Source organism: Bacillus sp. FSL W7-1354 (assembly GCF_038002405.1).
Taxonomy (GTDB): Bacteria; Bacillota; Bacilli; order Bacillales; family Bacillaceae; genus Bacillus; species Bacillus paralicheniformis.
Map to the genome: position 1 here is coordinate 3,820,872 of NZ_JBBOCL010000001.1, position 13,731 is coordinate 3,834,602.

At 46.4% G+C, this 13,731-nt stretch carries 12 protein-coding genes; 7 read left to right on the forward strand and 5 right to left on the reverse strand.

Annotation, left to right across the window (positions count from 1 at the left end):
• Positions 1 to 23 precede the first annotated feature (23 nt).
• Both MKZ04_RS19340 and MKZ04_RS19345 read right to left on the reverse strand, forming a co-directional pair.
• Complete coding sequence (locus MKZ04_RS19340) at positions 24 to 482, reverse strand: GyrI-like domain-containing protein (RefSeq protein WP_341046755.1); 459 nt, start codon at positions 480 to 482, stop codon at positions 24 to 26.
• A gap of 92 nt (positions 483 to 574) precedes the next feature.
• Positions 575 to 2,065 carry a peptide MFS transporter gene (locus tag MKZ04_RS19345; RefSeq protein WP_020450157.1) on the reverse strand — a complete coding sequence of 497 codons (1,491 nt, stop codon included), beginning with the start codon at positions 2,063 to 2,065 and terminating at the stop codon, positions 575 to 577.
• A 290-nt stretch (positions 2,066 to 2,355) separates the two neighbouring features.
• Between MKZ04_RS19345 and MKZ04_RS19350 the strand changes: the two genes are divergently transcribed.
• Complete coding sequence (locus MKZ04_RS19350) at positions 2,356 to 4,092, forward strand: right-handed parallel beta-helix repeat-containing protein (RefSeq protein ID WP_341047189.1); 1,737 nt, start codon at positions 2,356 to 2,358, stop codon at positions 4,090 to 4,092.
• A 23-nt stretch (positions 4,093 to 4,115) separates the two neighbouring features.
• Here MKZ04_RS19350 and MKZ04_RS19355 read toward each other — a convergent pair whose 3' ends face one another.
• On the reverse strand, positions 4,116 to 4,334 hold the full coding sequence (locus MKZ04_RS19355) for a hypothetical protein (protein ID WP_026580535.1): 219 nt from the start codon (positions 4,332 to 4,334) through the stop codon (positions 4,116 to 4,118).
• 124 nt (positions 4,335 to 4,458) lie between these two features.
• Here MKZ04_RS19355 and MKZ04_RS19360 point away from each other — a divergent pair, with 124 nt between their 5' ends.
• The 4 genes from MKZ04_RS19360 to MKZ04_RS19375 are packed head-to-tail and all read left to right on the forward strand — an operon-like array spanning position 4,459 to position 9,227.
• Entirely contained in the window at positions 4,459 to 6,102 is a 1,644-nt protein-coding gene (locus MKZ04_RS19360) for a spore germination protein (RefSeq protein WP_186438603.1), read from the forward strand.
• Complete coding sequence (locus MKZ04_RS19365) at positions 6,086 to 7,309, forward strand: Ger(x)C family spore germination protein (RefSeq protein ID WP_341046757.1); 1,224 nt, start codon at positions 6,086 to 6,088, stop codon at positions 7,307 to 7,309. Before MKZ04_RS19360 ends, MKZ04_RS19365 begins: the two co-directional genes overlap by 17 nt.
• 24 nt (positions 7,310 to 7,333) lie before the next feature.
• Positions 7,334 to 8,440 carry a GerAB/ArcD/ProY family transporter gene (locus MKZ04_RS19370; RefSeq protein ID WP_075213080.1) on the forward strand — a complete coding sequence of 369 codons (1,107 nt, stop codon included), beginning with the start codon at positions 7,334 to 7,336 and terminating at the stop codon, positions 8,438 to 8,440.
• A gap of 55 nt (positions 8,441 to 8,495) precedes the next feature.
• Positions 8,496 to 9,227, forward strand: coding sequence for a MerR family transcriptional regulator (locus tag MKZ04_RS19375; RefSeq protein WP_341046759.1), 732 nt, complete (start codon positions 8,496 to 8,498; stop codon positions 9,225 to 9,227).
• Positions 9,228 to 9,256: 29 nt separating this feature from the next.
• Here the strand turns inward: MKZ04_RS19375 and MKZ04_RS19380 are convergent, their stop codons facing one another.
• Positions 9,257 to 9,940 (reverse strand): ABC transporter ATP-binding protein, encoded by a 684-nt coding sequence (locus tag MKZ04_RS19380; protein ID WP_026580540.1) that lies wholly within the window; start codon positions 9,938 to 9,940, stop codon positions 9,257 to 9,259.
• Between the two features lie 15 nt (positions 9,941 to 9,955).
• A complete protein-coding gene (locus tag MKZ04_RS19385) occupies positions 9,956 to 11,395 on the reverse strand; it encodes an ABC transporter permease (RefSeq protein WP_023855632.1) in 1,440 nt (479 codons plus the stop codon).
• Positions 11,396 to 11,612: 217 nt separating this feature from the next.
• Between MKZ04_RS19385 and MKZ04_RS19390 the strand changes: the two genes are divergently transcribed.
• Positions 11,613 to 12,299: a response regulator transcription factor gene (locus MKZ04_RS19390; RefSeq protein WP_026580542.1), complete on the forward strand. Its 687-nt coding sequence runs from the start codon at positions 11,613 to 11,615 to the stop codon at positions 12,297 to 12,299.
• Entirely contained in the window at positions 12,289 to 13,716 is a 1,428-nt protein-coding gene (locus MKZ04_RS19395) for a sensor histidine kinase (protein ID WP_105980708.1), read from the forward strand. The genes MKZ04_RS19390 and MKZ04_RS19395 overlap by 11 nt, the downstream gene beginning before the upstream one ends.
• The last annotated feature ends 15 nt before the right edge of the window (positions 13,717 to 13,731 follow it).

Consider the following 13,731-nt stretch of genomic DNA (forward strand, 5'->3'; position numbering starts at 1 on the left):
CCGGGGGTTAACATCGCTATCTCTCAATGAATCGGAATGTATATCTCAAACGCAAGTTCGTTTAAATCCCCATCCATCGGGTAAAATTCCAATTGTGTAAAAGCGTCACAATTTAAACGAAGACCTTGATCTTTGATCCATTGATATACTTTTTGATAAGTCACTTCAGGCCGCTCATGCTGCGGATGCCTTGTCTGAGCATATGTTAGAGCGGGCGCCTGATAGCTGATCATTCCTTCCGGAAGGGTTTCAGAGAGGTTCTCCGTCTCCATTAATATATAAAAAGTGAATTCCCCTTCGCCGTGATGATCCGATATGGCCCACATGCCGCTGTCTTCTTGAACACCGACTATTTCTCCGCGCCGGTCTTTCAGCTGCTGAATGACGCCGTGGAGCTTTTTCGCCCGGGCTTCTTCGAATGAAACGGTTTGTGAAAAACCAACACCGGCAAATCCGGGCTTTGCTGTCTTTTTGATCTCCAAATTTTATCCTCCCATCCTGCACCGATTGGTTATTCAGTTATTCACCGGACAAGAAGCAAATCCTTCAGAAAAGGAGTATCGCCTGTTGCTTTTTAATTGACACCCTTCATAAATTTCTGAATTTTCGGTGACAGCAACATCAAAATGATTCCGAGCAGGATGGATACACCGCCGATGACTCCGAAGTAGGCGATCTCTGTATCAGCGCTGTAAAATCTGACGATCTGTGCATTGATAGCCTGTGCAGAAGCGTTTGACAAGAACCACAGGCTCATCGTCTGTGCTGAGAATGCCGCAGGAGCCAGCTTTGACGTTGCGGATAGCCCGACTGGAGACAAGCACAATTCCCCTAGAACGACGATCAGGAAGCTGAGCACAAGCCACATTGGATTGGCAAGTGATTCAGTGCCGTTGATATAAGCAGGGAAAATCATGACGACAAATGAAAGTCCGGCTAAAATCAAGCCGAGTGAAAATTTCGTCGGCGTTGACGGCTGACGGTTGCCGAGCCTCATCCAAATCCATGCGAAAACCGGTGCAAGCACAACGATGAACAACGGATTCAGCGACTGGAACCAAGATGAGTGCAATTGGACACCTAAAAATTCTAAATGAGTGCGTTTATCTGCATAGGTGGCTAAAATATTGGCGCCTTGTTCCTGAATCGCCCAAAACATCATCGATGCGACAAACAGCGGAATGTAAGCTGTGAGACGGGAACGTTCATCACTCGTCGTTTTGGAGCTTTTAAACATAACGATGAAATAAATCAGCGGGATCAAAATACCGAGACAGCTGACAATCATCGTAAACAGCTCAATTGTCATCCAGCCCATAAAGACGGAATAGCCAAAGATGGCAGCGATCACCAAAACACCGATTCCAATCCGTCCGAACACCATTTTTCTTTCAGCGGGTGTCAGCGGATTCGGTACCGTTCTTCCGGCAGGTCCGAGGTTTTTCTTCCGTGTCGCCAAATAGGTCAGCAGCCCGAACAGCATGCCGATGGCAGCAAGGCTGAAGCCGAGATGGTAGTTGTATGTCTGGCCGACTGTGCCGACGATAATCGGCGCAAGAAATCCGCCAAGGTTGATCCCCATATAAAAGATGCTGAAACCTGAATCGCGGCGGGTGTCTTCAGGGCTGTATAACTCGCCGACAACGCTTGATACGTTTGGTTTTAAAAGGCCTGTCCCAATGATGATCAAGAACATGCTGATGAAAAACGCGGGGACGCTTCCCGGGAATGACAAAAGAATGTGTCCGAACATAATGAGCACGCCGCCGTAAAACACGGTGTTTGCAGTTCCGAGGAGCCTGTCCGCTATCCAGCCTCCGATGATGCCGGACATATAGACGAGGGAACCGTATACGGCCATAATCGAGTTTGCTGTGGTTTGATCAAACCCGAGGCCGCCTTTTGTCACCTCTGTATACAAATAGTAGATAAGGATGGCTCTCATACCGTAGTATGAAAAACGCTCCCAAAATTCAGTGAAGAATAAAGTGAAGAGTCCGCGGGGATGTCCAAAAAACCCCTTTTGCGGAATGTTTTGAAAAGTTTCTTTTTGATGGTTTGACATTCGCAATACTCCTTCTCTTTCTATGTCTATTATAAAAATCATATTCTTATATAATGTTCGTGTCAATACACCTTCAATCGATTTGAATTTTTGATCGCTAATGCAACAAGTTGTGAAGCGCTTTACAAGCGGATAGTAAAAACTTTTGGAAAAAAAATTAGATGAAAAGATTTTTTAATAAAATTTTACCTATCTTATGTACAAGCGGATTTTACTAGATTGGCATATATATATCGGAAACAGTTTTACAAAAGGAGGCTGAAAACAGCGTGCAGCAGCAACCTGAGGAAATGAGAATGACAGTGGTTGACGCGACAAAGTTCGGTGCTGTCGGCGACGGCAAAACAGACTCCACAAATGCGATCAACGAATGTTTGGTATGGACAAAGTCGATGGGATACAACACGGTATGGATACCGAACGGCACGTACCTGATTGACGGGACGAAAAACAGCGACCCGCGTGCTCCGTTTCGCGGAGCCGGCATCAATGTTCCGGGCAATATTGAAATTTTGATGGACGCAGAGACCGTCATCAAGGTAAAACCGAACAGCTCATGGGGATACGCTGCTTTTTATATAGGCGGAACATCCAATGTGAAAATATCCGGAGGCAGCATCATTGGGGAAAGGGATGAACACACATATACACCGGCGCCGAGACCGACCCATGAATGGGGATTCGGAATTTGTATCGAAGGGGCGTCAAATGTGGTTATTGAACATGTGAGAATAGCCGATTTTACAGGAGACGGAATCATTATCAGCAACGGAGGAGACGGCTATAAGCCGTCAAAGCGTATTAAGGTAACCAATTGTGAAATCAGGCGCTCCAGAAGAAATAATTTGTCGATCACAGGGTGCGACAATGTTCTTGTTGAAGGATGCGAAATTGCAGATGCGGGGACAGGCAACGGCACGGCTCCCCGTTTTGGGATTGATATAGAAGGCTACAGTGAAGGAAACATCGTCTATGAAGAACCCGTTAATGTCATCATCCGAAACAACGTGTTAAAGGGCAATGTCAACAATGCCATTTCCAATTTCAACGGCACTTCTGTCATCATCGAAGGCAATATCGCAGACGGTACCATTTCATACGGATACGGGACGAGTACGACGATTGCAAACAATATCATCAAGAAAAACCCCGAATCCACCGGACAGAGCATCGGAATTAACGGCCTCGGTGTAGGGGCTTTGGAAGCAAGAAGCGATGCCGTTATAAAGGGGAATTTGATTTCGGGTTTTAAGACAGGCATCGATATCCGCGGAAAAAGCGTTTTTGCCACGGGAAATCAAATCCGTGATTTTGTAAATGCCGGAATTCTTGCTTATCAAGCGTCGCAAATCTTCATTGAAGGGAATAATATCGAAAACGACGTGCCTGAGCAAAGGTCCGGCACCGCTCTCAGCATCACGCAATCAGACAATGTAACGTTTTCCGGCAATCAGATCGCAAATGTCGTACTTGCGGTCAGGAGCACAGGCAATGACGTCCAAATAAAGGATAACGTCATCAAGCAATTCTCCAGAGGCATCTGGATATCGCAAGGAAATGCTGTGATAGAAGGAAACTTTATTTCGCCGGCCGGCTTTCAAACGGTGCCGGAGTCATATGCCGTATCCGTCACAAATACGGCTTCTGCAGTCATTCGGAAAAACACCTTCACCCGCTTCAGAAACTTTCCAATATACTGCTCGACAAATGAGCATACAAAAATTATCGGAAACGACATCGAAGATTCACCGCTGATTGTCACGCTGTATCTCACCCGCGGAACCCACGAGATTATTGGCAATACGATCACGCTCGGCAGGCCGACCTTGCCGGCTATCCTCATTTATCTCGACCAATCGTCGAACTCGGCGATCCTCGACAACACGCTCCGCAGCAATACCGCTGCAAGAGTGACGGCAATTCAAACCAATACGTCCAGGCAAACGCTGATCATCGGCAATACGGTTGTAAAAGGTATGATCCATTCCCACGAGACAGATACGGTTCATGGAAATATTGAAGTTTAAGCTCCCTTTTGATAGGGAGCTTTTTATGTCCTTTTTTTCTTCTTGCGGAAGTTCGCCGAGGCTTCGAGAAAAATGATAAACAAAAATAAAAGGATCATGATCCACTCGCCTACCTCTAAGATGGCAAACGTCAGGGAGTTTATTACGGCTCTTTGCAAGGTCATGCCTTGAAATACATCAAGCATGACAGCAAAAGTCTCTAAGGAAACAAATAATAAAAGCCCGATTCCGATCAGTTTCAACTTTTCACCACTCTCCGTTCCCCGTTATTTTTTCTCTTTTCATAAAGCACTATTCCCCCGGGAATAGTATAAATGTGCTTTTGCAAGGAAAAATATGAAAAACGAAAAGGGGATTCTGACAGCCATGCCATTCTTTTTTAAAGGTCGTCATCAAAAGGATAACAAACAAGAATCTCTTATGAGCGGAGATAAAAACCCGGAAACCATAAAAGTATCCGGGTTTGTGCGTCCCTTGCTTGCCGAAAACCTGAGCGTGATTAAAGAAATAACCGGAAACAGCGCAGATGTCGTCATCCGCAAATTAAAAACGGGCGCTGACGAGAAAATCGAATTGGCCGTCGTTTATGTCGGCGGCATTACAGATGAGAAAGCCATCCATGACTTTTTGCTGGAATCGATCATGAGCTCTGAAGAATTAGCGAAAAAGGAGTACGGACAGGATGTTCTTGAGACGATTGCAGGTGATGCCGTTGCGCTGGGCGGTGTCGAAAAAGAAAAGCGATTGGACAAGATGCTTGAATCGTTGATGGCAGGGGATACGATCATTTTGGCCGAGGGGACGGAAACAGCGGTTATTACGACCACGAAAGGCGGGGAAAAGCGTTCGATCAAGGAGCCTGAAAATCAGCAGGCATTCCGCGGTTCACGTGAGGGATTTATCGAATCTCTCGACACGAATATTTCTTTGGTGCGCCGAATCATTAAAAACCCAAATCTTTGGGTTGAAAAAATGACGATGGGAAGCGTCACAAAAACCGATGTGGCGATCATGTATATCAACGGGGTGTGCGACCCGAAAACGGTGAAAGAAGTCAAAAAAAGGATGGCTGGCATTGAGATCGACAGCATCCTTGAATCGGGGTATATTGAACAGTTTATTGAAGACGCTGTGTTTACGACCTTTCCAACGATATATCATACCGAAAGGCCGGACATGGTCGCAGGGAATCTGCTTGAAGGAAGAATCGCCATCTTTGTTGACGGTACACCGTTTGTCCTGCTTGTCCCTGCCGTTTTTATTCAATTTTTTCAATCTGTTGAGGATTACTATTCACGCTTTGACATTGCGACGTTCATCCGCTTTTTACGCGTGTTGATCTTTTTTATTTCGCTTATTGCACCTGCCGTCTACGTCGGTGCGACGACGTTTCACCAGGAAATGATCCCGACAGAGCTTTTGATCGTAATTGCCGCGCAGCGTGAAATCGTGCCATTCCCGGCTGTGGTGGAAGCGCTGATCATGGAAATATCGTTTGAAATTTTGCGAGAGGCGGGCATCCGGCTTCCGAAAGCGATAGGTTCTGCCGTTTCGATTGTGGGAGCCATCGTCATTGGACAGGCGGCTGTTCAGGCGGGGATTGTGTCGCCGGCGATGGTCATCGTCGTAGCGATCACAGCGATTTCAAGTTTTGCCACACCTTCCTTCGCTATGGCGATATCCGCCCGGCTGGTTCGGTTTTTCTTCATATTAGCCGCGGCGACGACGGGTTTTTACGGCATTATTCTTGGACTGATCATCATGTTTGTCCATTTATGCAGCCTCCGTTCGTTCGGTGTTCCATATATGACTCCTTTTGCGCCGTTTATTCTGAAAAACTGGGGCGACTCCATCGTTCGTTTGCCTTGGTGGACACATGAGAAGCGGCCTGAACTGATCGGCAATGACAATAAGGTGCGTCAAGGAGAATACCAGAAACCCAATCCGCCGGAATCAGGCGATATGAAGACAAAACAAGAAGATGGTGATCCAAATGAAACGAAGCCTTAAGATTGTGCTCCTGCTGGCCGCCATTGTTCTTCTTCAAGGATGCTGGGATAAAAGAGAACTGACAGATTTGCTGCTGATCACTGCCATTGGTATTGATAAAGGTAAAAATACAGATTACGAATTGAGCTATCAGATCGTCAATCCGATCAATGTGACAGGAGGCCTTCAAGGCGGACAGGGAGGAGACAGGCCGCCGGTTTCAAGCTATTCTGTGACGGGCAATAATCTGACGGAAATGAGCAGGCACGCGTCGGCGAAAATGTCGAGGGAAATTTATTACTCCCACACGAACCTCGTGGTTGTTGATGAAAAACTCGCCAAGGAAGAAGGCTTGATTAAAATTCTTGATGTTCTTTACCGGGACACCGATTTTCGTTCAACGGCGACGATTATTATTTCCCGCGGCCAAAAAGCGAAAACATTCATCCGGACGCTGACGCCGATCGATAAGATCCCGTCAAATAAAGTAAACAAAACACTGCAATTTACTGAAGAGCATTTGGGAGAACATATGAAGACGAGTGTGCAGGATGTCATCAAGTGCTTGACATCGAAGGCAAAGCACCCGATTATTACTTCTTTTAAAGTATCCGGAAACAAGGAGAAGGGTGAAAAGATGGAAAACGTGCAGTCTACATCTCCTGAGGCAATAGTCGAAGCGGACGGGCTGGCAGTCATTAAAGAGGGCAAGCTCGTCAACTGGCTTGAAGGCAAAACCGCGCGGGGCGTTTTATGGCTGCGCAATAAAATCAGCAGAACGTATTTGACAACTACATTGAATCACGAAAAAGACGCCGTCACATTTGATGTCATCCGCCAAAAAACAAAAATCAGATCACATCTTAAAAACGGCAAACCGGCGATTTCGGTTGAAGTCGACATGGAAGGGGACATCGGCGAAACCACTGTGCCGATTCACCTGGATGATCCAAAAGTGCTAAGCGACATCGAAAGGAAGGTGGCAAAGGGGCTGAAAAATGAATTGCAGAATACCATTGACGTTGTTAAGCGAAACAAGACGGATGTTCTGCAATTCGGTGACGTTGTGTATCGCAACCACCCAAAAGTGTGGAAAAAGATGGAGGGCGAATGGAGCAATCGGTATTTTCCTGATACAGATGTCGACATTACGGTTAACGCATATGTACGGAGAACAGGTTTAAGGAACAACCCGAACATTTTGAATCATCACGAAGGGCGTTCTTGAATGAAAGAGAGAGGAGGGCTTTAAATGGAGAAAGCAAAAATCAGTGCTGCACAGTTGTTCGTGCTGATTGTTCTGTTTGAACTCAGCAGCTCTCTGCTGATTTTTCCTGGACAATCTGCCGAACAGGACGCCTGGATCGCGATCTTGTTCGGAACAGTCGGAGGGCTGGCTTTGTTTATGATGCACCACTTTTTCTACCAGGTGAATCCCGACGCCTCTCCCTATGAAACGCTGATGAGTATTTTTGGAAAACCGGTTGGCTGGGGCCTGTCTTTTATCTACATTGTTTATTATTGTTATATTGCGGCAAGGGTTTTGCGCGATTTTGGCGAAATGCTGCTGACGTCGGCTTATCCGAACACGCCGATTATCTTCGCGAATGGTTTGTTGATTGCAGTTTGTATTTTTACCGTGAGGAAAGGAATCGAAGTCCTGGCCCGTTCAGGCGAGCTGCTGTTTGGCATCATGTTTTGGCTCGCTGTCATAGGCCTCATCTTAATTGTTTCGTCAGGCTTGATTAAACCGAAAGAGCTTTTGCCTATTTTTGGAAATGGACCCGGTCCGATGTTCCATGCCGTGTTCACGCAAACGCTGTATTTTCCGTTTGGAGAAATTATCGTCTTTACATTGATCCTGCCGTATTTAAAAGAAAAGAAACAGGCAAAAAAAGCGGGGCTGTTGGGAATCGCCATCAGCGGCATCATCCTGGCTTTTAATGTGGCATTGAACATCAGCGTGCTTGGCGTCGACCTCAATATGAGGTCGCGCTTCCCATTGCTGAGTACGATCCAGACGATTCAAGTCGCCGAATTTCTGGACAGGCTTGATGTATTTTTCATGCTCGTGTTGGTGATTGGCGGTTTTTTTAAGATGAGCATTTTCATGTATGCCGTAACCGAAGGCGTGACCGTCTTATTCAAGCTTAAAAACCCCTCCAAAATCGTTCATGTCATCGGCATTATCATTTTGATTTTATCTGTCTCCATTGCCAGCAATATTTCGGAGCATGTAAAAGAAGGAATCGAGTTTGTTCCTTTATATGTCCATTTGCCGATGCAGGTGATCCTTCCTGCTTTTATTTGCCTGGTCGCTTATGCGAAAATGAAAAAAAATAAAAAAAAGACCGTGTAATGGATTGACCCCGCCCTTAGGGCACCCTTTAACATGACAGACGAGGTGAAGTTTGATGCTCTATACGGTAAAAGAAGTGGCAGGGTTGGCGAATATCACGATCAAAACGCTATACCACTACCATAAGATCGGCCTTTTATGCCCCGCGGAGGTGACGGATGCCGGCTACCGCCTTTACGGGGTAAAAGAGCTGGAACGGCTGCAGCATATCTTGTTTTATCGGGAGCTCGAATTTCCGCTCAAGGAAATTAAGCAAATACTGGACGGCGAAGCTGATCGACTGACTATTTTATCTGAGCAGAAACGTCTTTTTACTGCCCGTTTGGACAGGATAAAACAGCTTATTTCTACGATCGATCTCTCGATTCAGCAGGCCGGGAAAGGAGAAGCAATGGATCAATCAAGCATGTTTAAAGGGTTTTCAAGCAGCAGGGAATGGGAGGATGCACTCGCTGAACAGAACCGCTATTTGAAGGAGGCGTATGATGTCGATTTGCTGAGAGGAGAACCGGTCATCGCGGAAGAAATGAATGAAAAAGCTGAAGAGGCGGCCCGTTTTATGAATGGAAGGGCCGAAGCGCTCAGAGATGGAGTCAAACACGACCATGACCAAGTAAAAACCGCAATTAAACGGCATCTCAAGTTTTTGGGGATCACGTCCGGCGATTTTCAGACGCAGACACGCTTTTTTATCGAAGATGATTTTCATCGCGAGATGCTTGAAAATCAGCAAACCGGCCTCTCGTATTATTTGACGGCGGCTGCAGAAGCCTTTGCTTCATCATAAAAGAAGGGGAACGGCTCATGCCGTTCCCCTTATCCTGCTGATCTGCGGTTTTTGACGGTAAAGCCGCCTCTTGAAAGCCGGATGTTGACATCGGATACCTTTGCGATCTGTTCGTCATGGGTGACCATGATGACGCATTTGTTTTCTTGGTGGGCAAGGTTTTGGAAGAGCCGGACGATGTCCTTTGATGTATTTTCATCCAAGTTGCCGGTCGGTTCATCGGCGACGATTAAGTCCGTGTCGCAGCAGAACGCTCTGATGATGGAGACACGCTGCTGCTGCCCGCCGCTTAATGTCAATACTTTCTGTCTTGCCTGCTTTTCGCCGATGCCGACTTTTTCGAGCATCTCCAAAGCGTATTGTTCTTTATTTTTGACCTGAGATCCGGTAATTTCCATGGCCGACGTGATATTTTGGAGAGCCGTCATATACGGGAGCAGGTTATAGGACTGAAAGACGATCGATACATATTGATTGCGGAAGCTGGTCAGCCCGATTTTTGAAATGTTTTCTCCTTTATACAGGATGTCTCCCTCTTTTGGTACATCAAGTCCGCCTGCCAGCGATAAAAAGGTGGTTTTGCCGGAGCCGGAAGTCCCGACAATCGTATACAAAAGCCCTTGGCTGAATTGAATGCTGATCTCTTCGAAAAGAGGCTGATCCTGATTTTTATACCAATAGCCGACATTCTGAAATTCTAAAATAGTGCCCATGATCTTCACTTCTTTCTATTCTTGTTTTGTTAAAATCGTTTTCGGATGGAGCCTTAAAACAGATATTGACGGAAGGAGCGTCGCGAACAGCGCGATTAAAAGGCCGATGCCGCCGAGTGTCATCAAGTCCCCGAAGGATACTTGAATGTCAAGCTGATCAATGGCCGAGACTTGGGCGGTCCTTTGTCCGAAGAAGCCTCCGCCGCCAAGGCCCATCATTCCGCCTGCAGACTGGCCAGCTGACGTTTGTTCGATTTGCTGGCTCAAGAGCTGGTTCCCGATTTGCCCGGCAATCAAGCTGCCGGTTAATGCTGAGATGCCGATGGCAAGCACTGCGATCATTAAGATTTCGGTCAAAAACTGTCCGATGAGTTTCCAGCGTTTTTCACCGATCGCCATCAGAACGCCCATTTCGTATTTTCTCTCCCTGATTGACATCATGACGATCAGTCCGAGGATCACCGCTCCGGCGATCGTGACGAGATAGACGACATTTTTCGAGAAGGACGCGACATTTTCAATCGGGCCGACCATCTGCTGGTACAACTGATCATTGGCATCCAATGTGAATGTATCCAAATCAATGCCTGTTTTCTTGGCAGCCGCAATGAAAGTGTCGATGTTGGAGGCGTCGTCCATATTGTAGACCGCTTCATCAATCGCGTTTTTATAATCGTCGCCTTTTAAGGCCGATGCCGCCGTATATGGTGTGTAGATTTTGTTATAAGGGTTTAAAAAGGCGAAGTTTTGCGCTTGATTGTCTCCGGATGAAGTCGTTTGATAGATTCCGACGATTTTCAAATTGATCGTTGTAGCTTCATCGCTGCTCGTTTTGACTTTGATCGTATCGCCGACTTTCAGAGCGTTTTCTTCGGCAAGCGTTTCTTCAATCACGGCGACTTTTTTATTCACATCATCCTTTGTTAAAGCACGGCCTTCCGTGATCTTGGACGTCCCGTTGGAAAATTCGTCGACAAGGGCTGTGCTTGTCACACCTTCGATTGATACGTCAGCCTGCATCATTTGCCGGCCGCCCTGTTCATTGCCGCCCGGTCCGGCCGGCTGTTCGCTGTTTGAGGCCGAAGAATCCTCGTCACCGCTTTCGATCGGATCGAAATTGTCCGCTAAAGCAGACGTAGAGGAGATGTAGTTATAGCTTTTGACATGGTCAAGGCCCGCAAGCTTCTCGGCTGATTTAACAGAAACGGGGGTCGATTCAAACCTTTTCCGTTCTCCTGATTCCTGCTGTTCTTTCATCATTTTTTCCCTGTCAACTTTGAGCGTGACGCTGCCTCCAAGCTGCTCCCTTGCCAGTTCGCTCGATTTCACGGCCGCCGACTGGATCGTAATTCCTGTCAGCACGAGCACGCAAATCATCGTGAAAACAAACAATTGTAAAAGTGTTTTTCCTTTTTTCGCTTTCATGCTCCAAAAGGCTCGTTTGAAAAAATTCATAACGCGTGATTCCTCCGTATCTATTTCATTTATTATGGCTGCGAAGTCAAACGGCAGCAGGACTTTTGCCTTATGCTTGATTTCATCTTAGCCGCTACTTATGAATAAATTATGACCAAACTGTTGCCAGTCCTTTAAATGTTCATAATGGAATTGAGAAATGGCTGAGCCCTGTGTAAAATGAATCTAACGTTTGTCTAGCGGAGGCATATTGACGATGAAAATATTAATGATTGAGGATAATTTAAGCGTATGTACAATGACAGAAATGTTTTTTGCAAAAGAAGGATTTGAAACAGAGTTCGTCCATGACGGACTTGAAGGATATAACCGTTTTAAATCGGATGATTGGGATTTGTTGATCATCGATATCATGCTGCCGTCCATGGACGGGGTCACGATCTGCAAAAAGGTCAGGGAAGAGAGCACGGTTCCGATTATTATGCTGACGGCAAAAGATACGGAATCAGACCAGGTGCTCGGTTTTGAGCTCGGAGCTGATGATTATGTGACAAAGCCGTTCAGCCCTTTGGCGCTTGTGGCGAGAATCAAAGCGGTGAGCCGGAGGTATCAAAGCGCCGGCCGGCAGGATTCCGCTGACAGCGACTCGCTTGAAACGGAACATTTTAAAATCAATAAAAAAACGAGAGAAGTGTTTTTGGACGGCGTTCAAATTCAAAATTTGACGCCTAAGGAGTTCGATTTATTGTATTACCTGGTGCAAAGTCCAAAACAGGTTTTCTCAAGGGAGCAGCTGCTTGAGCAGGTTTGGGGATATCAATTCTACGGAGACGAGCGGACGGTTGATGTTCATATTAAAAGGCTGAGAAAAAAGCTTGGCAGCGACTCGCGGCCGTTTCTTTATACCGTATGGGGAGTAGGGTACAAGTTCGATGAAGATTAAGTATCTCTATCAGCTGCTGGCCAGTCACATCACTATATTAATCATGGCTTTTCTCATTACCGGGGCGCTGTTTTCCCACTTTGTCAAAGACTTTGCATACGAGAGCAAAGTCGATGAGCTGTCTTCATACGGCTATCGCATCATGGGCGAAATGGAGATGCGGCCAAAAGGCGCACCGGCCATTATGAAGCCGTTTGAGGAAATTTTGCGAAGCAGGAAGATCAGCTTCTTTCTTTTTAATGAAAAGAAAGAGGTCTTGATGACGCCGGCCGATTTGCGGCCGCGAAAGCTGCTGCTCAGTGATGAAGAATGGAAAGAGCTTAAAGATGGAAAGGCCGTGGTCGTCAAAACCGATTTTAACCGTTTTAATGAGGAAGTATCGGTTGTGGCGCTGCCCAACATCGTCAACAATGAATTTCAGGGAGGCATTCTGCTGACCGCTCCGATCAGCGGGACCGAGGAAATGATCAGCGACATGAACCGCTTTATGCTCTTTACGGCGGCGGGTGTTATCTTAGTCGCTATTCTTCTAAGCTGGCTGACGTCCAAATTCCATGTCGCCCGCATTCAGAAGCTCCGCGATGCAACGAAAAAAGTCGCCGCCGGAGATTATGACATCCATATCGAAAACCGCAATAAGGATGAGATCGGTGATTTGGGTGACGATTTTAACATTATGGCCCGCAAGTTAAAAAGCTCAAGCGAAGAAATCGACCGGCTTGAAAAGCGGAGAAGGCAGTTTATCACTGACGTCTCACATGAGCTGAAGACGCCGCTGACGACGATCAGCGGTTTAGTGGAAGGGATGAACAGCCAGACGATACCCGAAGATCAGCAGGATAAATGTATGAAGCTGATTACGGAGGAGACAAAAAGGCTGATTCGCCTCGTCAACGAAAACCTTGATTATGAAAAAATCCGTTCCAATCAGATTACACTGCAAAAACTGCATTATCCGCTGATCGAAGTGTTTGAAATCATTAAAGAGCAGCTGGCGCTTCAGGCTGAGGAGAAACAGAATCAGCTGATCCTCGATGTGGAAGATCATGTGATGGTCAATGCCGATTACGACCGGCTCATCCAGATACTCGTCAATATTACGAAAAACAGTATTCAATTCACAACGAACGGAACCGTTTGGCTGAGAGGCCGGGAAGACTATAAGGAGACGGTGATCGAAATAGAGGATACCGGAATCGGCATTGATGAAAAGGATATTGAAAACATTTGGGATCGTTTTTATAAAGCAGATTTATCACGGACGAACACCCCTTACGGAGAATACGGGCTGGGGCTGTCGATCGTCAAACAGCTCGTCGCCCTGCACAACGGTACGGTAGAGATTGAAAGTGAGAAAAACAAAGGAACAAAATTTATCATCCGTCTGCCGCTGACAGCGAGAGATGATGATGAATAGAAACCCGCCAGACAG